Raw genomic sequence first — 23,818 nt, 5'->3', positions numbered from 1 at the left:
GCAATCGACAACTACAAGAAGCGGAGTAGACGATGGACTACGATGTCATCATTGTTGGAATGGGACCGGTGGGCGCCTTGTGCGCCAATCTGGCCGGTCTGTGGGGGCTCAATGCCCTGGTGGTGGAGAAGTCCGAAACGGTCTATGCCAACCCTCGGGCCATGGGCTTTGACCATGAAGTGATGCGAGTCTTCGGCAATATCGGCCTGGCTGACAGCATTGCCGAACATGTCATGCCGTACCGTCCCTCGGAGTACCGTACGACCGGTTCTCAGTTGATCAAGCGCATTGACGCTGCCCAACCGCCTTTTCCGCTGGGCTGGGCGCCGAACTATGTGTTTTCCCAGCCGCCGGTGGAGCGTGCACTTCGCGAAAAAATTGCCAGTTTCAAATCGGTAACCGTTGAGCTGGGCTCTGAGGTGCTGTCGGTCGACTCCGCCGAGTCCCAGGCGAATGTGCGTATCCAGGCGAAGGACGGGACTGAGCGCACGGTCACGGCGGCCCATGTGCTGGCCTGCGATGGCGGCACCAGCCCGATCCGCACCCGCTTGGGGTTGAAGATGGACGACCTTGCGTTCGACGAGCCGTGGCTGGTGGTCGATGTGATCCTCAACGAAGGGGCGGGGGAGGACCTACCGAAGACCAACGTCCAGTTCTGCGAATTGGCCAGGCCGTGCACCTTTGTCGTCGGCCCCGGGCGACATCGTCGCTGGGAGTTCATGATCAATCCGGATGAGCAGCCGTCGGAAATCTCAAAACCTGAAATGATCAAGAAGCTGATTTCCCGCTGGTTGCCGGAGCAGGACTATCAGTTATGGCGGGCTTCGGCGTACCGATTCCATGCATTGATCTTGGAGCAGTGGAAAGCGGACCGGGTGTTCTTTCTCGGGGACGCGGCCCACATGACGCCGCCATTCCTGGCACAAGGCATGTGCCAGGGGATCCGCGATGCCTTGAACCTGGTCTGGAAAATCGCCCTGGTGAAAGAAGGGTTGGCGGCTCCGGAGTTCCTGGAGACCTATCAGATCGAGCGTATCCCTCATGTGCGCCAGACCACTCTGGCGGCCAAGGAGTTCGGCGGAGTGATCTGCGAGCGCGACAGCGAAAGAGCCGCGAACCGGGATGCACGGTTGATCGAACATATGAAGGAGAACCCGGGCGGGACCATCCGGCAATCGTTGATCCCCGGTCTGTCCCAGGGGTTTATCGCGCAAGTGTCGCCGGCCGGTGAGCTGTTTCCCCAGCCAATGGTGATCGACCATGTCGGCAAGCGGGCCCTGCTCGATGAGTTTACCGGCCAGGTGTTTCGTGTGGTCGTTGCCCCCGGCTTCGATGCCACTGCGTTGTTGAGATGTCTGCGCAGCAGCCAGTCGCTCAAAGGCTTGCCTATTCACGTCGTGCGGTTGGTCAACCCTGAGCAATCAGGCGCTCGCGCTGCCGATGAGTATCAGGAAGTCGATGGGCTGTTGGCGCAATGGCTGGAACAGCGAGGGTGCAATGTGGTGATCGTGCGGCCTGATCACTACGTGTATGGCGGGGCAGTCACGGTGGCCTGGGCGATGGAGTTGCTCGAGGGCATGGAGCTTGCGCTGTGGTGCAAGCCGCCGCAGAAACCCACGTCGGCTCAAGGTGGTGTTTGCGATAAGACGATCAGGTTCGAACAGGCTTAAAGCCTGAAGGGCAACACGCCCTTCGCCTGGTGCTGTCCACGAAAACAGTGCCAGGCGAAGGGCTTTATTACGTACGGCTTATTGAAGTGTGGCTTGTCGGCGTTCTATGGCTTCGACGATCCGGCCCAGGGTTTCCTGGATGTGATTGCGCAGTAAGGTGACGGCTTTCTCAGTATCGCGAGCCAGCGCCGCTTCCATCAACTTCTGATGCTCGTTGCCCTTATGCCGCTGGGTGATCCGCTGCCGGGCGGAAAAGCGCCGGTAGCGTTCAGCTCGATCAAACAACGAGTCGATCATCTTCAGCAACAACGGTGATGGGCACGCCGCGAACAGGGCGAAGTGAAAGGACTTGTGTCGGGTCGACCATTCATCATCGAGCACCAGCACACCGCTTCCGAGTTTTTTCTCCACCAGATTCAGGCGATGAAATGCCCCGAGCACATCGGCTTCCCAGGCGTCGTCGCCATGCTGAATGGCATCGGCCAACGCCTCGCATTCCAGCAGACAACGCATGCGCGTGATGTCGCGAAAATCGGTGACGGAAATGGGGGCAACCCTGAAGCCTTTGTTATCGCTGGCTTCGACCACGCCATCCTGGGTCAGACGATTGAGCGCTTCACGAATCGGCGAGCTGCTGAGTCCGTAGGTCTTGGACAACTCTGCGACCTTGAGCTTTTCGCCGGGGGGCAGCTCACAACAGACGATCGCTTTTTTCATCTTCGTCAACGCGACATCAATCAGCGGAACGCTGGGAGAGGGAATCATGGTCGGAGTCGTCCTGAAATTTGCACCAAACGCATTTTATGCGCAAAACAAAGTTTAGTGCAAAGACTGATTGAGCGCCTGCTGTCGATGGGGTTCTGCCGGGTCTTTCGGCCCTCTGTCGACTTTCCCTTCCTTTTCTCAACCCCCAAATGCGCGATGCTCGCCTGAATCCGCTTGACTTTGAATTTGCGCAAGGATAGGTTTTGTGCATAAAGTAGTTTTGAGTGCAGTAAATATATTTTTACGCATTATAGCGATGCCAGCGGTATTCGCGGCCAAGGCTGCGAGTGGATGACCTTTTACAAAAACAAGAAAACAGGAACATCTCCATGAAAACAGCCAACCAGCGGTTCTGCCCGTTGCCGGTCTCCAGCCTTGCCTGCGCAGTCAGCGCTACGGTACTGCTGGGTCTTTCAACCCAGGCGCAAGCCTTCCAGATCGACACCGATAATCCGGACCTTTCGGCGACCTGGGATAACACCATCAAATACAGCAACGCCTGGCGCGTGAACAAGCTCGACCACAAGGTTGCGGTAGGCCCTGGGACCTCCAACAGCAATCCCAACCTGGACGACGGCGATCGAAATTTCGATCGCGGGCTGATTTCCAATCGTCTGGACATCCTTTCCGAATTCGACATCAAGTACAAAGACGTCGGTGCACGCCTCAGCGCGGCGTCCTGGTACGACAACGTCTACAGCCAGGACAATGACAACGATTCACCGGGCACCGCCAACTCGGTGAGTGTCGACCACGATGAATTCACCAGCGACACCCGCCGTATCCATGGCCAACGGACTGAAATCCTCGACGCGTTTGTCTATGGCTCGACGGAAATCGGCACGACCTCGTTGTCCGGGCGGCTCGGGCAGTTCACCCAGATTTACGGTGAAAGCCTGTTCTTCGGCGCCAACGGCATTGCCAACGCCCAGTCCACCGTGGACCTGGTGAAGCTTCAATCAGTCCCCGGTTCCCAATTCAAAGAAATCCTGATGCCCACCAAGCAGGTGTCTGGCAACTGGCAACTGAACGACACCGTGAGCGTGGGGGCTTACTACCAATTCGAATGGAACAAGACCCGTCTGCCCGCCGCAGGTAGCTACTTCAGCGGGGCGGACTTTGTGGGTGAAGGCGGGGAGCGGGTGTTCTTCCCCACGGGTGAGTTGCGTCATGGCAAAGACAAGGAGGCGAGGGACTCCGGGCAGTTCGGCGCACAATTGAAATTCGCGGTGGAGGACTGGGAGTTCGGGCTCTACGCCGCGAAGTATCACGAAAAAACACCGGTGTTCTACTTCCGCCCGGCCGCGCTGGTGCCGGGGGCCGACGACTCGTTTATCAACGTCTATCCCGAGGACGTGAAGGTCTTCGGTGCCAGCTTCAGTACGCTGGTGGGCGAGGCCAATATTGCCGGTGAAACATCGATCAGGCTCGATACGCCCCTGGCGGGTGTCGGCGGCACCATCATCACTGGCATGGACGCCGACAACGATTCCAACCCCGCGTATCCCATTGGTCGGTCGTGGCATGCCCAGGTATCGATGATCAATGTCTACGGCGGATCCGCGTTGTGGGACGGCGCTTCCCTGGTGGGTGAACTGGCGTTCAACCGACGGCTGAGCGTGACCAAGAACGCCGATCAACTGGACCCCAACACCACGCGCGATGCGTTCGCCATGCGCTTCACGTTTGAACCGCAATATTTCCAGGTTTTTCCTGGCATCGACGTCCAAGCGCCGATCACCCTTGGCTATAACCCGTCCGGGCGTTCTTCCGTCACGCCCCAGGCATTTGGCCCGGAACATGGCGGCGACCTGACCCTGGGTCTCAAGGCCGATTACAAGAAGCAGTGGTACGCCTCGCTGAGCTACACCAACTTCTTTGGTGAGGCCGGGCCCGTCATTAATTCAGCCAATTCGTTCACCTATCAGCAAAACATGAAAGACCGGGATTTCGTGGCGTTTTCGATCCAGCGAACCTTTTAAGCAAAGAACAGGCGGGCCCTGATAATGATAAAAATTAAACTGCTATTGCTGTCCACTCTGTCGATCTCACTGTCTGTCGGTACCGCGCTGGCAGCGGTCAGCCCTGACGAGGCGGCGAAGCTCAAGACCACGCTGACACCCATGGGGGCCGAAAAAGCCGGCAACGCCGATGGCTCCATTCCGGCCTGGACCGGTGGCTTGACCAAGGATGTCGCCGGGGCCAAGTTCGGCGATGTACCCGCCGATCCGTTCCCCGGCGAAAAACCGCTGTTGCAGATCAACGCCAAGAACGCTGCGCAGTACGCCGACAAGTTGAGTGAAGGAACCAAAGCCCTGTTGGCCAAATTCCCCGACACCTTCCACCTTGATGTCTACCCGACTCACCGCAGCGCTGCGGCGCCGGACAGCGTCTATCAAAACACCTTCGCCAATGCCACCAATTGCAAGACCACCAGCAATGGTTTGTCAGTAGAGGGGTGCTACGGCGGAATCCCGTTCCCGATTCCGAAAAACGGCAATGAGGTCATCTGGAATTTCCTGCTGCGGGTTGAAGCCGAATCCATACAGATGGGCTATTCCAACATCATCGGCAACGCCGACGGGACTCGGACGCTGGCCAGCCGGGGCGTGGAGAACTGGCAGTACCCGTACTACTACAAGGACGGTGCCGCAGATAAATGGTCCGGGCAGTATGCGCTGCTGCGGTTCTTGACCAGCGAGCCGCCGTTCAAGGCTGGGGAATCACTGGTGACCCATGACAGCATCAACGCTCAGCAGCCGCGAGAGGCCTGGCAGTATCTGGTCGGCCAACGCCGTGTGCGGCGGGCGCCTACCGTGGGTTATGACACCCCGGACTTCGTCGCTTCGGGCGCCAACTATTTCGATGAGGTGCACGGCTTCATCGGTCATCCGGATCGCTACGACTGGAAACTGGTGGGCAAGAAAGAACTGTACATCCCTTATAACGACAACAAGTTCCACGCCGAAAAACGCGAAGATGCCTTTACCGCCAACCACCTCAATGCCGACAAAGTGCGCTGGGAACTTCACCGTGTCTGGGAGCTGGAAGCCACGGTGGCGCCGGGCAAACGCCATGCCGTGCCCAAGCGCCGATTCTTCATCGACGAAGACAGCTGGACCATCTCGCTGGTGGATGGCTACGACGCCGAGGGCAAATTGTGGCGTGTTTCCCAGGTGTTGCCATTCGTGGTGCCGTCCATCCCGGCGGTGGTGGTCAAGCCTGTGGTGATCTACAACCTGCAGGCCAAGACCTACAGCGTCGTCCAGGGCCTGAATGGGGAAACCTACAGCGTGATACCGCGCAAACCCGAAAACTTCTTCACCGGAACGTCGGTGGCATCCGGGTCGGTTCGCTAAGCCTCGCGACAATCGGCTAAAACGTTGGCTCTCTGTAGGTGGTGCACGCCCATCGCTTCCAGAGAGCGGCATCATCGGGGTTCTGACATGCCTATTTTGTATTCGCGTCACATCAAGGCCTTCTTGGCCAGTCTTTGGATGGCGACGATGGTTTATGGCTCGGCGGCTTTAGCGCAAACGACTGGATTGCCGCAGCAACCGGCCATCCACAGCACGATGGCAACTCAGTCGGTCATGCTCAGTGTGGCCCGGGCAGGGCAGCGGTTGGTGGCCGTGGGCGAGCGAGGTTTCATTATCGTCTCGGATGACAACGGGGCGACCTGGCGGCAAGTCGGTTCGCCGGTCAGCGTGACGCTGGTCAAGGTGCGTTTCATCGATCACAACCAGGGCTGGGCGGTCGGGCATGCGGGGATCGTCCTGCACAGCACGGATGGTGGAATGACCTGGGCGAAACAGCTCGACGGCATCCAGGCTGCCGAAATTGAACTGGAACAAGCCAGGCGCGACACCGACGGGCAGGCTCCGGAGCGTCTGTCCCTGGCTCAACAGTTAATGGATGAAGGGCCGGATAAGCCGTTGCTCGACGTGCTTTTCCTCGATGCACGAAACGGTTGGGTGGTGGGGGCCTATGGTCTTGCTTTCGTCACTCATGACGGCGGGCTCAGTTGGCAATCCATTCGCTCCCGCGTCGAGAATCCAAACGGTTTGCATCTCTACGGTATCGCGCAGGTAGGGACCGATGTCTTCATGACGGGCGAGCAGGGGACGTTGCTGCGTTCCAGCGACACGGGCCAGTCCTTCGAGGCACTGCCGCCCCCTTATGAAGGAACGATCTTCGGTCTAGCAGTCACCGACAACCATTCGATCCTGGCGTTCGGACTGCGTGGTAAAGCCTTCGAGTCGCGGGATCGCGGCGAGACCTGGAAGCGCCTCGACACCTTGCAGCCGGTGACGTTGACCAGCGGCCTGCGTCTTGATGACGGTTCGGTCCTGCTGGCAGACGAATCGGGCCGGGTGCTGCGTTTTGCCGATGGCGATACACAAGCCACCGCCCTTCAGATATCTCAACCTCGTTACTTCACGGGCATGACGCAAGCGGCGAACGGTGACCTGATCATCAGCAGCACGCGGGGCATGCTGTCGTCCGCCCTGAAAGTGGAATCGTCGGAGCCGTCACGATGAACAGTTTTACGCACTCTGCCGAACACTCGCCTGCACTTGCATCATCGACGTTTGATCCTGCTTCCGGGACCTTGGTCGAGCGATTGCTGTTCAATCATCGCAGCATTGTGCTGGGCATCTGTGTGCTGCTCAGCCTGGTGCTCGGCTATCAGGCGCTGAGCCTGAAGCTCAATGCCGCCTTTGAAAAAATGATCCCCACTGATCACCCCTATGTGCAGAACTATCTGCAAAACCGCAGCCAGCTGGGAGAGGGCGGCAATACCTTGCGGATTGCGATCGAGGCCAGGCAGGGCAATATTTTAAGCGCCGCATACCTGGAAACGGTCAAGAAGATCAATGACGAAGTGTTCTTGCTCCCCGGTGTCGATCGGTCCTACATGAAGTCCCTCTGGACGCCGGCCACGCGCTGGATTGGCGTGACCGAGGAAGGCTTCGACGGCGGGCCAGTCATCCCGGACGATTACGACGGCTCGGCCAAAAGCCTGGAACAGGTGCAGCAGAACATCGAGCGTTCGGGCGAGGTGGGGCAGCTCGTGGCCTCCGATTTCAAGTCCAGCATCGTGCTCCTGCCGCTTCAGGAAAGCACCTCGGATAACGGTACTCCGCTGGACTACAACGCACTGTCAAACCGACTCGAACAGATTCGGGCCAAGTATGAAAACCAGGACATCCAGATTCACATCACTGGTTTCGCCAAGGTGGTGGGAGACCTGATGGACGGCATGCGGCAAATGCAGTTGTTCTTCGCCGCGACCCTGGTGATCTGCGGGCTCGTGTTGTTCTGGTACACCCGTTGTGTGCGCAGCACAGTGCTGGTGCTGCTGTGCTCGATCATCGCGGTGGTCTGGCTGCTGGGTTTGCTGCCGACCCTGGGCTTCGACCTGGATCCGTATTCCATCCTGGTGCCGTTCCTGGTGTTTGCCATTGGCTTGAGCCATGGCGCCCAGAAAATGAACGGCATCATGCAAGACATCGGCCGCGGTGCCGACAAGCTGGTGGCGGCGCGCTTCACCTTTCGCCGGCTGTTCTTGACCGGGCTGATGGCGCTGGTGGCGGACGCCGTGGGATTTGCGGTGTTGATGATCATCAAAATCCCGGTGATCCAGGACCTGGCCGTTACCGCGACCGTTGGTGTGCTGACGCTGATTTTTACCAACCTGATCCTGCTACCTATCCTGTTGTCATACACCGGCGTGAGCAAAGTGGCGGCGCAACGAGAAGCGGCCAACGATCGGTTTTCCCGGCTGGACGCCCATCACGCACGGCATCCGTTCTGGGCCTTCCTGGATCGCTTCACCGAACGCAAATGGGCCACCGGCGCGATCCTCATCGGAGGGGTGCTGGGGGCGGTGGGCTTTGCCATCAGTCTTCACGTCAAGATTGGCGACTTGAATCCCGGCGCACCGGAGCTGCGTCCCGAGTCGCGCTACAACACCGACAACCGCTTCATGGTCAGCAACTTCTCCGCTAGCAGCGACAAGTACGTGGTGATGGTTAAGACCCCGCAGTATTTCTGCGCCAATTATCAGACGTTGGTAACAGTGGACGCCCTGGAGGCGCAACTGCAGCAGCTGCCGGGCGTGGTGTCCACCACCTCGCTGGCGGCGCTGAGCAAGCAGGCCGCCGCCGGCATGAACGAGGGCAGCATGACCTGGTATGAAATTCCCCGTAACCAGGGGCTCCTGAATGCAATCATCACCCGCGCCCCCCGTGAGTTGTTCAACCAGAACTGCGACTTGTTGACCGTGTACGTGTACCTCACCGACCACAAGGCTGACACGCTCACCCGCGTGGTGCAGACGGTCGAGCAGTTCGCGGCAGGCCATGACAGCGACCAGATCCAATTCTTGAACGCGGCGGGCAACGCGGGTATCGAGGCCGCTACCAATATCGTCGTGAAGCGTTCCAACATCCAGATGCTGTTCATGGTGTACGCGGCGGTCATCGCCCTGTGCTTTATCACCTTCCGCTCTTGGCGTGCGGTGGTCTGCACGGTGTTGCCGTTGATGCTGACCTCTGTGTTGTGCGAGGCCTTGATGGTGGGGCTCAATATAGGTGTGAAGGTGGCGACCCTTCCGGTGATTGCGCTGGGGGTGGGAATCGGTGTGGATTACGCGCTCTACATCCTCAGCGTGACGCTTGCCAACCTGCGCAATGGTTCCAGCCTGTCGGATGCCTATTACCTGGCACTGTTGTCCACTGGCAAGGTGGTGGTGATGACCGGGATTACCTTGGGCGTGGCCGTGACCACCTGGGTACTGTCGCCGATCAAGTTCCAGGCCGACATGGGCATTTTGCTGGGCTTCATGTTCGTCTGGAACATGGTGGGGGCGTTGATCCTGGTGCCCGCGCTCGCGCATTTTCTCCTCAAGCCCAAGCCACAAACTGTGAGTGTTTAAATGACTGTAATGATAAATATCCTGGGCTTGTCCGGCAGCCTGCGTCGGCAGTCGGCACATACAGCGATCCTGCGTACTGTGGCCGATCGATTGCCTGAGCATGTCCGGTTGACGCTCCATGGATTGGACAGTATTCCCCCATATAACGAGGATGATGATGGCGCTCATGCGCCACAGGCCGTGATTGCCTTGCGCGCCGCCGTGGCGGCGGCCGATGGGGTATTGATCGGCTCGCCGGAGTACAACCACGGTATGTCCGGCGTGTTGAAAAATGCGTTGGACTGGTTGTCCCGTCCTCATGGGAAATCGGTGCTGCAGGGCTGTCCGGTATTGAGTTTCACTGCCTCGCCGGCGTTCACGGGTGGGGTGCGCGCGCATCAACAGCTCAATGAAACGCTCTGGGCGATCCAGGCGGTGCAGGTTGTCTATCCGCAGATCGTGATCGGCAACGTGACCAGCAAAATAGATCAGGGGCAGCTACGGGACGAATCAGCTCGGGCTTTTTTATTGGATGGCGTTGGCGCGTTGATCACGCAGATCGCTAACGCGCCTATGAGGGGACGTTCACGTTGCTCTTGATGCCTGCTGGAAACGAGTCCAGAATTAAGTCCATTCCTGCTTCAGGAATAACGGAAACCCCTTAGATTTCAATGGGTCGGACGCTAGATACGAGTCTCGTTTCCCGCTCCAAGATTCAGAAAAAAGCCACTCAGATGAGTGGCTTTTTTTTGTGCCTGTTTCACTGGCCAGGCTGTGAAATAGATCCGACAGGCATCAGCAGAAAGGTCGCGCGAATTACCCTGGGAGGTCTGCCCGTCTGCCACTGTGCTGCCGAGCGTCGAAGGGGCGGGATTGGATGTGCAGAAGTCAGCTGAAGCCGTAGTAAGTGGCGGTTAACCGCGCCATCAAGGGCCGAACAGGTTGTGCCGCCAGCTCATCAGCTTTGGGAATTCTCCGATGTCACAATCTGCAGCGGAATATGCACCCGGTGACGCACAGGATCGAACTGCTCCGCAGTCTGCAATTCCACCAGTAGATCCACCAGTGCCGTTGCAGTCTGGCGCGGCTGAGAGTCGATCACCACGTCGACCAAACCCTGGGCCAGGGCTTGGCGTGACAGCTCGGTGGACTCCTGCAAAATGCAGCACAGCGCCGGGCGCTTGGGCAGTTGCGCCAGGGCGTTGATGATCCCGTCGCCACCGCCGCCTACCACGCACAGCCCGCGCAAATCGTCATGCCGAACCAAGAGGTCGAGGGTTGCTTCTTCGGTGATGTCGCAGTTGTCCAGATTGATCAGCGGCTCCAGCGGGCGCAGCCCAGGTGCGTGTTCGGCCAAGTAGCTGTGCAAACCTTCGACCCGCTCCTGGTGGCCAAGAAAGCGATGGCCACCGAGCAGAACACCGATGCTGCCTTTGCGCGCGCCACAGGTGCGGGCCAGCAGCCACCCCATCGTGCGCCCGACTACCTGATTGTCTTGGCCGACATAGGGCTCGGCCGCTGCCTCATGAATGCCTGACAGCAGTGCCACCACGGGCACGCCGGCCTCGCGAATCTGGGCAAGGGCGGCGTTGATCTGCGGGTGGGCGAAGCTGACCACCGCCAGGCCGTCGCACTGCACCGCCAACTGTTCGATCTGGGCAATGATGGCGCTGGGGGTGCGATCAAAAACGTATTCGAATTGGCAGGTCAGGTTGGCCCGGGCCTGGCGCTGCGCGGCCTGAGTGATGGCTTGGGCCAGGTTGGCGTAGAACGCCTGGGCGGTGCCCAGCAGCAGGATGCCGAAACGGTACGTGGGGCGGCGCTCGAGAATGCGCTGGCCGATCAGCCGCGCGGCAAAATAACCCACGGCTTCGGCGGCCTGAAGCACCTGTTCGGCAGTGGCCGGATTAACCGGGGCGCGAGCGTTGAGCACGCGGTCGACGGTGGCGACACTTAAGCCTGCGTGTTCGGCGACCGTGGCGATGGTGGGGCGTTTATTGTTATTCATGATGAGCCTTCAAAGCGTCTTGATAGAAAACTATCAAGCCCCGCAGGAGCTGGATGATAGCTTGATAGGGAATGTATTCAAGACCTTGAGGGCACCTTCCACGCTCTCTATATTTTCTTACGCAAAGCACCTGACCTCTCACGCTTGCGGAGAACAATAACAATGCCTCAAGACAACACAGCCTCTCCCCGGGACTATCGCCTGACCGGCCCTGAAGCCGCCCGCGCGGCCGAAAAAGGTCTTGTATCGGCCAGTTGGTACCAGTCGCCCATTTCCCGTCAACGCATGAAGCAACTGATGCAGCGCCGCGACGGCCCGGCCTTGCTCGACACCGCCATCTGGCTGCTGACCCTGGTGGTCACCGGCTTCGGCGGCTACTGGTTCTGGGGCACTTGGGCTTGTGTGCCGTTTTTCCTGGCGTATGGAGTTTTGTACGCCACCGCCTCCAACCCGCGCTGGCATGAAGCCGGTCACGGCACCGCCTTCAAGACCCGCTGGATGAATGATGCGCTCTACCAGGTGGCGAGCTTCATGTGCATGTTCGAGCCCCATGTGTGGCGCTGGAGCCATGCCCGGCACCATACCGACACCATCGTCGTCGGCCGCGATCCGGAAATCGTCGAACCGCGTCCACCGAGCTTGTTCATGATGCTGCTGAGCCTGTTCCAGATCCCGTTGCTGCTGAAGACGATGGGAGGCCTGTGCCGGCACGCGGTTGGCAAAATGGATGCCCAGGAACAGACGTTTATCCCTGAGTCCGAATGGTCCAAGGTGTTCCTGGCGGCCCGTATCTGGCTCGCGATTTACGCCGTTGTCTTTGGCGCGGCGCTTTACCTGCACAGCTGGTTGCCGCTGATGTATATCGGCCTGCCCATCCTGTATGGCGGCTGGTTGTCTTACCTGTTTGGCCTCACCCAACATGTGGGCCTGGCGGAAGACGTGCTGGACCACCGCAGCAACTGCCGCACCATCTATATGAACCGGGTGCTGCGCTTTCTGTACATGAACATGAATTATCACCTTGAGCACCACATGTACCCGATGGTGCCGTACCACGCCCTGGCGCAACTCCATGAAGAGATCCGCCACGACTGCCCGCCGCCTTACGCCAACATCGGCGAGGCCTTCAAGGAAATCATTCCGACCCTCTTGAAGCAGCGCAAGGACCCGACGTATTTCGTGCGGCGCCCCGTCGGTAACTCAAGGCCTGCCGCTGGTGCTCATCCACAGGCTGAAGTCACGCTGGTCTGACACCCTCCAACTGCATCCCGAACAAGAGAAAACGCCATGAACGATCAATGGATCGATGTATGCGCCGTGGGCGAAATTAATGAAGAAGACGTCATTCGCTTCGACCACGGTTCGCACACCTATGCCGTCTACCGCTCTGCCGATAACGAGTTTTTCGCCACTGCTGGCCTGTGTACTCACGAGTCGATCCACCTGGCTGACGGCCTGGTGATGGACCACGTCATCGAGTGCCCCAAGCACAACGGGCGCTTTGACTATCGCAACGGCAAAGCCTTGGGGGCGCCAGTGTGCGTCAATCTCAAGACCTATCCGGTACGGGTCGACGGGGGGCGGGTTCTGCTCGCCATTTCGGCTTGACCGCCAGGAGTGCACGCCATGAATGCTCCACTGATTATCGTCGGCGCCGGCCATGCCGGTGGCCGCGCGGCGCTGACCTTGCGCGAGCAGGGTTATACCGGTCGGCTGATCCTGATCGGCGATGAACTCCATCGGCCGTACGAGCGTCCTGCGCTGTCCAAGGGCTTGCTGCAGGGCACGATGGACCTGGACGATTGCAGCCTGTGGGGGGAGAGCCGGCTCACGGAACTGAACATCGACCACTTGGCGGGCAACCCGGTAAAAAGTCTGGATCCGCAGCACCACCGCCTGCAATTGACCGACGGACGTTGGCTGTCCTACAGCCGATTGCTGCTGGCGACCGGAGGCAGAGCGCGTCGCTTGCCCCAGGTGCCTGAATCTCTGGCCAACGTGCTTTACCTGCGCACCCATGACGAAGCCCTGGCCCTGCGCAGCGCATTGAGGCCCGGCACGCGCCTGGTGATTGTCGGCGGTGGCTTTATCGGCCTCGAAGTCGCGGCAACGGCCCGAACCCTGGGCTGTCAGGTGACGTTGCTGGAAGCCGGGCCACGACTGGCCGGGCGAGTCTTGCCTGAAGCCGTATCCCAGGCCTTGTTGGAGTTGCATCGGCAACAGGGCGTGGACGTGCGGCTGAACGTAGCGCTTGAAATTGTACAAGGCATCGAACGCGCTGAGGCGGTGCAACTGGTGGACGGCCAGGTGCTGCCCTGTGACTGGGTGGTGGTCGGTATCGGCATGCAACCCAACATCGAATTGGCCGCGGCGGGGGGGCTTGAGGTGGGCCAGGGAATTCGAGTCGATGCCCAGTTGCGCACCAGCGCGCCAGACATCTTTGCCGCCGGCGATGTGTGTGAGTTTCGCCTGCACGCCGACGGGTTATTCCAGCGCCAGGAAACCTGGCGCAATGCCGAGACCCAGGGCCGTCACGCGGCATTGAATCTGTTGGGCGGCGAGTTGCCGTTCGAGGGTGTTCCCGGCTTCTGGTCTGATCAGTACGACTGGGGCTTGCAGACGGTGGGCGTGATCTCACCGACGCCACCTTCGGCCGTTCGCACCTTGGCAGGCGGTGGTCTGCTGCTGTTCTACCTGGATGCCGAGCGACGTTTGCAAGGCGCCTGCGGTTGGGGGCAGGGCAACAGCGTTGCCAAGGACATCAAGTTGTGTGAACGGCTGATTGCCAACTTGACCCCACTCTCTGTGGACGCATTGGCCGACGCCGATGTGTCGCTCAAACATCTGCTAAGGCCATGACATGCGTGAATTCCTGGTATTCCAGTCCCTGTGGGCCATGCAAGATCACCGTGGTCAATGCGATCTTTCCCTTGAGGCGCAGGTGGAGAAGATTGCCGCTGCTGGCTTCGATGGGATCACCGACCATTTCTGGATCGCGCCACAGGCCGAACGTCTGCATGCCGCTGCCAAGGCGCAAGGCCTGCAAATCGAAGGTCAACTGTTTCCCCGCACCGTGAGTGACTTGGCGCAAGCGCTTGAGGTTGCCTCCCGCTACGGCTGCCATCACCTCACGCTGCAAGCCGACGTCCGGCCGCGCACGCTGGCACAGGCGATCACACTGATCGAAGGCTGGCAGCGTCTGGCCGAGCAGGTGGACTTTCCGATCCTGCTGGAAACCCACCGCTATCGTCTCACCAGTGACCTGTTGTTCACCCTCGACTTGCTTGCGCAGATGCCCGACCTCAAATTGTTGGCTGACTTGTCCCATTACGTTGTGAGCCGCGAACTGCCTGAGTCGGCCACTGCCGAAGACGACGAACAGATTCACACCATCTTGCGACACAGTTGGGGGTTTCACGGGCGGGTCGCTAATAGTGAGCAGGTCCAGGTGCCCTTGACCTTCGCCCAGCATCGCCCTTGGTTGGACCGGTTTTTGGGCTGGTGGCGTTACGGAATCAAGGACTGGCTGGCGCGACCGAACACACCCGCGAGCCTGTCCTTCACTTGCGAGCTTGGCCCGCCACCCTATGCGATCACGGGGCGTGATGGGCGCGATATAACGGATCGCTGGGGCGAGGCGTTGCTGCTGAAGGAGCTGATGCGGGGTGTTTGGGATGAGTGTCAGGCGGGGCGCTGATCATAATGCATGATGGGTTGTGATGGTCTGTATACGTGGATAAAACCAGAGAGGTCCAGATTGGAAAACCGTTGTTGGGGTGTTTCAAATCGCATAGTCCGAAGCCACCCTTTATTGACCCTTGATACACCTCAAAAACAAGTCCGGGATTAAGTCTTTTCCTGCTTCGGCAAGAAAAGAAACCCCTTAGATTTCAATGGGTCGGACACCAGATAAGAGTCTCGTTTCCCTCCAGGATTCAGAAAAAAGCCACTCAGAATTTTCGTTCTGTTTTTGACCGCTGAACCAGCCCTAAAACGTTTTTACACAGCCTCGGCCAAAAGCGGACGTTCCGAGGACTTGGCAGACCTCCCTTGAGGCTTGAAGGCGTCTACGAAACCAGTGGCGATTCAGTCTTGGGGGGAATCCATATGTGCACTGGGCAAGTTCTGAAGGCCAGGGGCACAAAGATCCAAATTGATACAACCCGCTAACTAGCGGAAGTCAGTGTCAATCTTTGGTTTCCCATCAAGCGGATCCATCGCGCGCTGTGAAGTAGCGTGAGTTCCAAGAACTTGCCAGTCAAACCGTCACGTCGACCTTATTGGCGCCTACGGGCATCTGGGTGACTGTTTCATGCGTCATCCGCTCGCCCTTGCTCCACAGCTGGGAGGAGAAGAAGCCGTTCAGGGTCTCAGCGTTTGGGGTTGTCCCTTTTTTAAGGAATAGGGCACCCAGATCGATGGTGTTGGCGAAGTTGTCCTTGTTCAGAATGTACCCACCCATAAAGTTGCCACCCCACGTAGCGTCGGCGGCCACCAGGGCGATGGAGGCGTCGCGGTAGCTGCTCGCTGCCGATTTCAACTCACTGGAAGCATTCAACAGCTCGTTCAGCCGATCCATGTCGGAAGCGCTGAGCTGGCGTGAACTGTCGAGAACCTTGAGGCTGCCATCCGCTTCGATGGTGAAGCCAAATTTCTTGTCGGCGAGATCCGGATCGGTGTGAGCCAACGCTGATTGGAACTCTTCGAAAGAGAGTTTCAGCGATTGATGGGCGCTTTTGTGCCCCTCGGCAATTTGCGGGTAATCCGGCGACTGGGTGCGCGCGATCATGCTCTCGATCGATTCCGTTTCCGGGCTCGGCGCGGGGGCTTCATTGATGGGATGGTAAATTGCCGCCGGATTGATGTTGACCTTGGTTTTCAGCAAGTCTTCACCGAGGGGGGGGGTGGTCAATGGCTGGCTGGTTTGGCTCAACTGAGCGGCTGATGGCCGGATAAATACAGAATTGATTGAAAGGGTCATGTCGTCATTCCTTGAACGTCTGAATTAGCAGGGTATCGACGGCCTATGAAAAAACATGAGGGTGGAAGGGAAGGTCCAGACGGATTGCATACGTGAAGCCTTGTTTTAAACGGTCAGTTCCAGCGCGGCGTTTTGGCAGCGATGAGCCGTTCAGCCAGCAGGATCGCGCCCGCCAGCAACAGACTCGTTGGCTGAATGATCAAAGTACCCCTGTGCTGGATGACGGCACCTATCGTCGAGCCATAAAGCAGGGACTTTTTGAGCGCTAGCCGATGTTCGCGGAGGTAACGTCAACGGGTGTGATCTGGGCTGATGGGCAGCACACTGAAGTGGACAGTCTGGTTTTCGCGACCGGGTTTCGTCCGAACCTTGGTTTTTTGGCAGGTCTGCACGTGGCGGGCAATGAACGCCTGAGGCAACGTAACGGGCAGGCGGAGCATATGCCGGGTTTGTATTTTGTGGGATTACCGAAGCAGCGTAACTTCGCCTCGGCCACCCTTAGGGGTGTCGGGCCAGATGCTTCTCACATCATTCCTGGCTTGATGCGCTTCATCGACAATGCATCGGCCCCGCTGTTCGCTTGATGCCGGTTATCGATTTTCAAGCTCCAGGTTGGTTGGATCGGAGCCGAGGCTACCCTCAAGTGTATGACAGACTTATTACAAAATTCATATATTCGACTATCCAGATGCGCATGGGGCTTTCTGCTGATGAATATTCTGTTAGCCCCGTAAATACTGGGCTTAAGAGTGGCGTTATTGGCAGGAGTCGATTTTTACAGCGTTTTCTTTGCCGTAGGGCTTTACCGTGTATGCATAAAAACATATATTCGGAAAACCGTATGTGAGCTGAGATCTTCACGATGACCAGCAAAGCCCGAGTTCTGTTCGTTTGTACCGTCAACGCTGCCCGCTCACAGTCCAGGCCCGACGCATTTCGCCACACGCTTCATGAAATTCATGAGCGCATCAAGATGTTCGTCTTGGTGAAAACCAAACGCTGAGAATCGACATGGCTGACCATCTGACACCCACCACTGTTTTCAAATGCCTGGCTGATGAAACCCGTGTCCGCACCATGTTGCTCATCACTCGGGAAGGGGAGCTTTGTGTCTGCGAACTGACCTGCGCGTTGAACGAGAGTCAGCCAAAAATCTCCAGGCACCTGGCGCAGTTGCGCACGTGCGGTCTGCTTTCGGATCGCCGCCAAGGCCAATGGGTTTATTACCGGCTGCACCCAAATCTCCCCGATTGGGTTCATCAAGTGCTGACAACTACGTTCGAAAGCAACAAGCATTGGTTAAGCCCTGATGCCAAACGCCTTGATGAAATGGGTGACCGTCCTGAACGTGCAGCCGTGTGCTGTGAAAACAAGGTCGCTTGATTCCGCCCTCGACGACGAGACCGCTCGATGAAAATCCTTTTTCTCTGCACTGCCAACAGCTGCCGCAGCATCCTTTGTGAAGCGGTCTTCAATCACTTGGCAGCTGACGGCATGAAAGCCTACAGCGCAGGCAGTCAACCCAAAGGCGAAGTGCATCCGCTGAGTCTCAAAACGTTGGAAAAGGCTGGTATCTCGACGTCCGGGCTGTTCAGCAAGTCCAGTGATGCCCATATGAGCTTGGCACCTGATTTCGTCATCACGGTGTGCGACAAGGCTGCCGGGGAGGCATGTCCTGTATTTTTCGGGCCGGCCACCAAGGCCCATTGGGGGTTGGCTGATCCTTCGCAATACCACGGAACTCAAGAAGAGATAGAGGCGGCGTTTGAAGTCACCCTGGAGCAGATCAGAACCCGCATCCAAGCCTTCCTGGCTCTACCGCTTTCTCAACTGAGTGCCGAGCAGCTCAAGGCAGAGCTGGCTCTCATTGGCACGCTGTAACCACAGGAGCAATGAAACGCCGCTGGTTCGATGACTCCAAGAGCGCCATTGCGCAGGACAATGACTATGTACGATGACCACATCCCCCAACTCAATACTGAACTGATCGATCTACCTTCGACAGACAAACTCGGCATCGAAAAAATCTCCATCCACAAGCCACGCATTTTGCTGCTGTACGGGTCCACTCGTGAGCGCTCCTTCAGTCGTCTGCTGGTGGAGGAGGCCGCTCGACTGTTGGAGCTCTTCGGCGCCGAGACGCGGATTTTCAATCCGTCAGGTTTGCCACTGCCCGATGACGCCCCCGACGACCATCCACGCGTGAAGGAGCTGCGTGACTGGGTGTTGTGGTCCGAGGGGCAGGTCTGGTGCTCTCCAGAACGTCACGGAAACATCAGCGCTGTGTTCAAGGCGCAGATCGACTGGGTGCCACTGGCCATGGGCGCGGTGCGACCGACTCAGGGCAAGACCCTTGCGGTGATGCAAGTGTGCGGCGGCTCGCAGTCGTTCAACGTGGTCAATCAGTTGCGAGTGCTGGGGCGTTGGATGCGTATGTTCACCATCCCCAATCAATCGTCCGTGCCAAAAGCCTATATGGAGTTCGACGATAACGGCCGGATGAAGCCTTCTGCGTTCTACGACCGTGTCGTGGATGTGATGGAGGAGTTGGTGAAATTCACGCTGCTACTTCGTGACCGTCAGGACTATCTGGTGGATCGTTATTCCGAGCGCAAGGAGTCGGCAGAGGAACTGATGAAGCGTGTTAACCAGCGGTCGATTTGAAAGGGGGGGCGCGCGTCACCGTTTTCGGCTGGAACGAGCCTTGTGCCGCATTTTTCAAGGCAGGCCAAAGAACTTCTACCTCTGCGGCGTTGCGTCCGCGTGCCATCCAGCCTCCAGCCCACATTGAATACATCGGCCGTTTCGACGTCCAGTCGAACGCCCACTGACAACAGAGACAGAGCACAACGACATGACTATTAAAATTGGTATCAATGGTTTTGGCCGGATCGGTCGCCTTGCTCTGCGGGCAGCCTGGAATTGGCCTGAGTTCGAATTCGTGCAGATCAACGATCCAGCGGGCGACGCGGTGACCCATGCGCACTTGATCAACTTCGACTCGGTGCATGGCCGTTGGAACAACGAAGCCAGCGCCGACGGCGACAACGTCGTCATCGACGGTAAACGGATCAAAGTAACGGCCAACAAGGCGATTGCCGAGACAGATTGGTCGGGCTGCGATCTGGTGATCGAGGCCAGCGGCAAGATGAAAACCGTGGCGGTGTTGCAGGGCTACCTGGATCAGGGCGTCAAGCGTGTAGTGGTCTGCGCTCCGGTGAAAGAGCCGGGCGCGTTGAACGTTGTCATGGGCGTCAACCAGCACCTGTTCGATCCTGTGCAGCACCGCATCGTCACCGCGGCTTCGTGCACCACCAACTGTTTGGCCCCCGTCGTGAAAGTCATCCACGAAAAGCTGGGCATTCGCCACGGCTCGATCACCACCATCCATGACCTGACCAACACCCAAAGCATCCTCGATCAGCCGCACAAGGATCTGCGTCGTGCACGTGCTTCGGGCATGAGCCTGATTCCGACCAGCACGGGCTCGGCCACCGCCATCGCCGAAATCTTCCCGGAGCTGCGTGGACGCCTGAATGGTCACGCCGTGCGGGTGCCGCTGGCCAACGCTTCGCTGACCGACTGTGTCTTCGAAGTCGAGCGGGCTACCACTGTCGAAGAAGTGAATCAGTTCCTCAAGGACGCTTCCGAGAACGAACTGAAAGATATCCTCGGTTTTGAGGAGCGTCCGTTGGTGTCCATCGATTACCGCACCGACCCGCGTTCATCGATCATCGATGCGCTGTCGACCATGGTCATCAATGGCACCCAGGTCAAACTCTATGCCTGGTACGACAACGAATGGGGTTATGCCAACCGCGCCGTCGAATTGGCCAGGCTGGTCGGTCTGGCAGTCTGAGGAGCGGTCATGAAAGCCTTGTCAGCCCTCGCACCGGAAGTTCGGCAGTACCTGCTCGTGACGGGCAACTACTGGGCCTTCACCCTCACCGACGGCGCCCTGCGCATGTTGGTGGTGCTGCACTTTCACGCGTTGGGCTACAGCCCACTGCAAATCGCCGCATTGTTTCTGTTTTACGAAATCTTTGGCGTGATCACCAACCTGGTGGGGGGTTATCTCGGCGCTCGACTGGGTCTTAACCGGACCATGAACATCGGGCTGGGCATCCAGGTCGCAGCGCTGCTGATGCTCACGGTTCCGGTTGCCTGGCTGACCATCCCCTGGGTAATGGGTGCCCAGGCGCTCTCTGGGATTGCCAAAGACCTGAACAAGATGAGCGCCAAAAGCTCGATCAAGCTGCTGGTCCCCGATGGGCAGCAAGGCAAGCTCTATCAATGGGTGGCTGTCCTCACCGGCTCGAAGAACGCACTCAAGGGCGTCGGCTTCTTTCTTGGTGGAGCCTTGCTGGCCCTGATCGGCTTCAAAGGCGCCTTGCTGGCCATGGCGGGTGTCCTGGCGCTGATCTGGATCAGCAGCGTGATTTTGTTGAAGAGGGACCTGGGCAAGGCAAAAGCCAAACCCAAGTTTCGCGATATCTTGTCCAAAAGCCGGGCAGTCAACATCCTTTCGGCGGCGCGGATGTTCCTGTTCGGCGCCCGGGATGTCTGGTTCGTGGTGGCCTTGCCGGTGTACCTGAGCAGCGTGTTCGGCTGGGATTTCTGGAAGGTTGGCGGCTTCCTGGCGGCCTGGGTGATTGGCTACGGTATTGTGCAGTCCTTCGCACCCAACATCACCGGCAAGAAAAGTGGGCGTGTACCGGATGGTCGAGCAGCTTTTGTGTGGGCACTTGCGCTGGCGGGCCTACCAGCCTTGATTGCGCTTGGGCTCGACAGCGGGTGGTCACCACAGACGGTACTGCTAGGCGGCCTCATGGTCTTTGGCGCGTTGTTCGCGGTGAATTCGTCCCTGCACAGCTACCTGATCGTGTCCTATGCCAACGAAGACGGCGTATCCCTGGACGTGGGTTTCTACTACATGTCCAACGCCATGGGACGACTGATTGGCACCGTGCTCTCCGGCTGGGTTTATCAGCTGTACGGTCTGGAGGCGTGCTTGTGGATCTCGAGCGTGTTCGTATTGCTGGCCGCCCTTATTTCCATCGCATTACCAAGGCATGCCCAGCCACTCATTTGAGTGGCTTTTTTTTGTGTCTGGGATTTCCCAATGTCAGTGGTTGTGTGGCGATCGACTGTATTGTTTTCGCGCAACTTCGTCGTCCTTGCGCACGGGCTGCAATCCCGCATTGAGCATGACATTGGTTAATTGCATACCTCGCAGTAGCCCTGGGTCGGTGAGCAGCTTGAAGAAAGCATGGGCATTGCTGTTCGTAGCGTGTTGGCGCATGCGGTGCTGTTGATGTCGGACGATTTGGCGTCTACGGATTCACTCGTTCCCGCGAAACTCGCCAGCGTTAGTTCATGGATTTCTGAACTAACTATTTGCTACAGCCTATTCAATCATTTGTCACGATGGCCTTAGGATCCTCCACATGGGACTGCCGCCATCAGAGAAGCAGCCCGCAACAGCCCCTTTTCGACTGCCCAGCAACGCCACCCGCCCAATCCGCCAGTGGCCCGACGCAGTCGAGAGGAATGCATGAAGCTAGAGATTTTCCGTACCTTATGGGGCTATACCGCCAGCCATGCATCCGCCCTGGATGAATTGCTCGCCGCCGGTTTCGATGGGATCGAAACACGCCTGCCACTGCGGGCCAATGAGCGTGGCGAGTTCGGCGCTTTCCTACGCAGCAATCACGTCCCCTACATCTGCACCCTGTTTAGTGCTTACGATGTTTTGCCTGATCAGCGCGCCACGCCTGCCCAGCACTTGGTCGACATCGATCGTAAGCTCGGCTGGGCCACGGAGCTGACCCCCCGTTTCGTCAATCTGCTCGCAGGCAATGATCGCTGGCCCCTGGCGCAGCAGGTCGAGTTCTTCGGTCAGGCCCTGGAGCTGGCCGCCAGGCATGGGGTGTTCTGCAGTTTCGAGACTCACCGCGCCCGCTCCCTGTTCAGCCCTTGGGTGACTCTGGAACTGATTCGCCAACTGCCGGAACTGCGTTTCACCAGTGACATCAGCCATTGGGTGGTGTGCTGTGAGCGATTACTGGACGACCCGGCCGACGATCTGTCGTCCTTCGTCGAGCGCGTTCATCACATTCAAGCTCGGGTCGGTTATGACCAGGGCCCGCAAGTGCCCCATCCCGGAGCCCCGGAGTATGCCCGTGAACTGGTGTTTCACCAGCGCCACTGGGAGGCGGTCTGGGCTTCTCAATTTCAGCGCGGCTATGCAGTCAGCACCCTGACCCCGGAGTTCGGTGCCGACGGGTATCTGCATCACTTGCCCTTCACCAACATGCCGGTGGCCGATCTCTGGACCTTGAACCAGTGGATGGCGCGAACCGAGCGCGAACACTTCAACCGTTTTACCTGTGAAGGAGCCCACGATGAATAAGACTTCGCTGACCCAGGCCAACTTCAATCGCATTCCAGTGGTGAACATCGCCGGCCTCTTCAGTATCGAACTGGAGCATCGCCTCGCCGTGGCCGAGCAACTGGGTCGTGCCGCCAGCGATGTGGGGTTTCTGTACATCACCGGGCACGGCATTGATCCGGCACTGATCGAGGGCCTGCGCCAGGCGAGCAAGGATTATTTCGCGCAGCCCCTGGAGACCAAGATGCGCCATTACATCGGCGCCTCGGAAAGCCACAAGGGCTTCGTGCCCGAAGGTGAGGAGGTGTACTCCAAGGGCAAGCCGGACCACAAAGAGGCCTTCGACATCGGTTTCGAAGTGCCGGTGGATGATCCGCTATTCCTGAGTCGAACGCCGCTGCTGGGCCCGAACCACTGGCCCGACGTGCCGGGTTTTCAGGCAGCAGTACAACATTACTATCAGGCCGTGTTTGCCCTGGGCCGCCGATTGTTCGATGGTTTCGCCCTGGCCCTTGGCCTGGAAGAGGGCTACTTCGACGCACTGGTCACCCGTCCGCCTTCCAAGCTGCGGCTGATCCATTACCCCTTCGACGCCACTGCCGTGGATGCTCCAGGCATCGGCGCGCATACCGACTACGAGTGCTTCACCATCCTGCACGCCGATCAGCCGGGGTTGGAGGTGCTGAACGACCAGGATCAGTGGATCGATGCACCGCCAATGCCCGGTGCGTTTGTGGTGAACATCGGCGACATGCTGGAAGTCATGACCGCTGGGACCTTTGTGGCCACCGCTCACCGAGTGCGCAAGGTGGCTCAGGAGCGCTATAGCTTCCCGCTGTTTTACGCCTGCGACTACCACACGCTGATCAAGCCGTTGCCGGCGTTCATCAATGACGCTCAGGTCTACGAGGCGCTGACGATTGGTGAACACATGTGGAGTCAAGCCCTGCAGACCTATCAATACCTGCGCAAACGCGTCGAGAACGGCGAGCTTGAACTGCCGTCCCGAGCCCGCAAGCCATCGAGCTTCGGTCGCCTGAAAAACACTGCCACTCATTCCTAAAAAAACCAACGGAGCTTCCCA

Annotated in this window: 21 protein-coding genes and 1 pseudogene; 19 read left to right on the top strand and 3 right to left on the bottom strand. The window is 58.5% G+C overall.

From position 1 onward, the window contains the following. Positions 1–32: 32 nt before the first annotated feature. A complete protein-coding gene (locus ACWNZ1_RS07430; protein WP_310360427.1) occupies positions 33–1,670 on the top strand; it encodes a bifunctional 3-(3-hydroxy-phenyl)propionate/3-hydroxycinnamic acid hydroxylase in 1,638 nt (545 codons plus the stop codon). 78 nt (positions 1,671–1,748) lie between these two features. Here the strand turns inward: ACWNZ1_RS07430 and ACWNZ1_RS07425 are convergent, their stop codons facing one another. Continuing rightward, positions 1,749–2,435, bottom strand: a complete 687-nt coding sequence (locus ACWNZ1_RS07425; RefSeq protein ID WP_046061932.1) for a GntR family transcriptional regulator — start codon at positions 2,433–2,435, stop codon at positions 1,749–1,751. A 329-nt stretch (positions 2,436–2,764) separates the two neighbouring features. Here ACWNZ1_RS07425 and ACWNZ1_RS07420 point away from each other — a divergent pair, with 329 nt between their 5' ends. The 5 genes from ACWNZ1_RS07420 to ACWNZ1_RS07400 all read left to right on the top strand — a co-directional run bounded on the left by ACWNZ1_RS07420 (position 2,765) and on the right by ACWNZ1_RS07400 (position 9,954). Continuing rightward, on the top strand, positions 2,765–4,417 hold the full coding sequence (locus tag ACWNZ1_RS07420) for a DUF1302 domain-containing protein (protein ID WP_456027533.1): 1,653 nt from the start codon (positions 2,765–2,767) through the stop codon (positions 4,415–4,417). 24 nt (positions 4,418–4,441) lie between these two features. Continuing rightward, positions 4,442–5,794, top strand: a complete 1,353-nt coding sequence (locus ACWNZ1_RS07415) for a DUF1329 domain-containing protein (protein WP_456027532.1) — start codon at positions 4,442–4,444, stop codon at positions 5,792–5,794. Between the two features lie 87 nt (positions 5,795–5,881). Further along, positions 5,882–6,976: a WD40/YVTN/BNR-like repeat-containing protein gene (locus ACWNZ1_RS07410; RefSeq protein ID WP_041020401.1), complete on the top strand. Its 1,095-nt coding sequence runs from the start codon at positions 5,882–5,884 to the stop codon at positions 6,974–6,976. Beyond that, positions 6,973–9,375 (top strand): efflux RND transporter permease subunit, encoded by a 2,403-nt coding sequence (locus ACWNZ1_RS07405; RefSeq protein WP_456027531.1) that lies wholly within the window; start codon positions 6,973–6,975, stop codon positions 9,373–9,375. Before ACWNZ1_RS07410 ends, ACWNZ1_RS07405 begins: the two co-directional genes overlap by 4 nt. A 9-nt stretch (positions 9,376–9,384) precedes the next feature. Beyond that, entirely contained in the window at positions 9,385–9,954 is a 570-nt protein-coding gene (locus ACWNZ1_RS07400; RefSeq protein ID WP_239548659.1) for an NADPH-dependent FMN reductase, read from the top strand. Positions 9,955–10,312: 358 nt separating this feature from the next. Here the strand turns inward: ACWNZ1_RS07400 and ACWNZ1_RS07395 are convergent, their stop codons facing one another. Continuing rightward, a complete protein-coding gene (locus tag ACWNZ1_RS07395; RefSeq protein WP_280944837.1) occupies positions 10,313–11,362 on the bottom strand; it encodes a LacI family DNA-binding transcriptional regulator in 1,050 nt (349 codons plus the stop codon). Between the two features lie 162 nt (positions 11,363–11,524). Between ACWNZ1_RS07395 and ACWNZ1_RS07390 the strand changes: the two genes are divergently transcribed. From ACWNZ1_RS07390 to ACWNZ1_RS07375, 4 genes are read left to right on the top strand one after another with little or no spacing between them, the layout of a single operon-like run. Next, entirely contained in the window at positions 11,525–12,613 is a 1,089-nt protein-coding gene (locus ACWNZ1_RS07390) for a fatty acid desaturase family protein (RefSeq protein ID WP_256452574.1), read from the top strand. A 36-nt stretch (positions 12,614–12,649) separates the two neighbouring features. After that, entirely contained in the window at positions 12,650–12,970 is a 321-nt protein-coding gene (locus ACWNZ1_RS07385) for a MocE family 2Fe-2S type ferredoxin (RefSeq protein WP_135844774.1), read from the top strand. Between the two features lie 9 nt (positions 12,971–12,979). Beyond that, positions 12,980–14,221: an NAD(P)/FAD-dependent oxidoreductase gene (locus ACWNZ1_RS07380; protein WP_256452575.1), complete on the top strand. Its 1,242-nt coding sequence runs from the start codon at positions 12,980–12,982 to the stop codon at positions 14,219–14,221. Position 14,222: 1 nt separating this feature from the next. Beyond that, positions 14,223–15,059 carry a sugar phosphate isomerase/epimerase family protein gene (locus ACWNZ1_RS07375; RefSeq protein WP_256452576.1) on the top strand — a complete coding sequence of 279 codons (837 nt, stop codon included), beginning with the start codon at positions 14,223–14,225 and terminating at the stop codon, positions 15,057–15,059. A 561-nt stretch (positions 15,060–15,620) separates the two neighbouring features. Here ACWNZ1_RS07375 and ACWNZ1_RS07370 read toward each other — a convergent pair. Then, positions 15,621–16,343 carry a hypothetical protein gene (locus ACWNZ1_RS07370; RefSeq protein WP_456027530.1) on the bottom strand — a complete coding sequence of 241 codons (723 nt, stop codon included), beginning with the start codon at positions 16,341–16,343 and terminating at the stop codon, positions 15,621–15,623. Between the two features lie 272 nt (positions 16,344–16,615). On the opposite strand from ACWNZ1_RS07370, the gene ACWNZ1_RS07365 reads away from it, so the two are divergent. From ACWNZ1_RS07365 to ACWNZ1_RS07325, 9 genes and pseudogenes are all read left to right on the top strand, one after another. Then, entirely contained in the window at positions 16,616–16,927 is a 312-nt protein-coding gene (locus tag ACWNZ1_RS07365) for a hypothetical protein (protein ID WP_406822753.1), read from the top strand. A 329-nt stretch (positions 16,928–17,256) separates the two neighbouring features. Further along, positions 17,257–17,346 (top strand): annotated as a pseudogene (locus ACWNZ1_RS07360) (arsenate reductase ArsC); the annotation flags it as partial. 8 nt (positions 17,347–17,354) lie between these two features. Beyond that, entirely contained in the window at positions 17,355–17,726 is a 372-nt protein-coding gene (locus tag ACWNZ1_RS07355) for a metalloregulator ArsR/SmtB family transcription factor (protein ID WP_456027529.1), read from the top strand. Positions 17,727–17,753: 27 nt separating this feature from the next. Beyond that, positions 17,754–18,224 (top strand): arsenate reductase ArsC, encoded by a 471-nt coding sequence (locus ACWNZ1_RS07350; RefSeq protein ID WP_135844782.1) that lies wholly within the window; start codon positions 17,754–17,756, stop codon positions 18,222–18,224. A gap of 66 nt (positions 18,225–18,290) precedes the next feature. Next, entirely contained in the window at positions 18,291–19,007 is a 717-nt protein-coding gene (gene arsH / locus ACWNZ1_RS07345; RefSeq protein ID WP_135844783.1) for an arsenical resistance protein ArsH, read from the top strand. A 190-nt stretch (positions 19,008–19,197) separates the two neighbouring features. Continuing rightward, positions 19,198–20,202: an ArsJ-associated glyceraldehyde-3-phosphate dehydrogenase gene (locus ACWNZ1_RS07340; RefSeq protein WP_135844784.1), complete on the top strand. Its 1,005-nt coding sequence runs from the start codon at positions 19,198–19,200 to the stop codon at positions 20,200–20,202. A gap of 9 nt (positions 20,203–20,211) precedes the next feature. Further along, positions 20,212–21,435: an organoarsenical effux MFS transporter ArsJ gene (gene arsJ / locus ACWNZ1_RS07335; RefSeq protein WP_256452578.1), complete on the top strand. Its 1,224-nt coding sequence runs from the start codon at positions 20,212–20,214 to the stop codon at positions 21,433–21,435. Positions 21,436–21,897: 462 nt separating this feature from the next. Further along, positions 21,898–22,755 carry a sugar phosphate isomerase/epimerase family protein gene (locus ACWNZ1_RS07330; RefSeq protein ID WP_256452579.1) on the top strand — a complete coding sequence of 286 codons (858 nt, stop codon included), beginning with the start codon at positions 21,898–21,900 and terminating at the stop codon, positions 22,753–22,755. Then, entirely contained in the window at positions 22,748–23,797 is a 1,050-nt protein-coding gene (locus ACWNZ1_RS07325) for an isopenicillin N synthase family dioxygenase (protein WP_265072946.1), read from the top strand. The genes ACWNZ1_RS07330 and ACWNZ1_RS07325 overlap by 8 nt, the downstream gene beginning before the upstream one ends. Positions 23,798–23,818: the final 21 nt, after the last annotated feature.

Source organism: Pseudomonas sp. CFBP 5748 (assembly GCF_053850495.1).
This window is presented reverse-complemented; position numbering and strand designations above follow the sequence as displayed.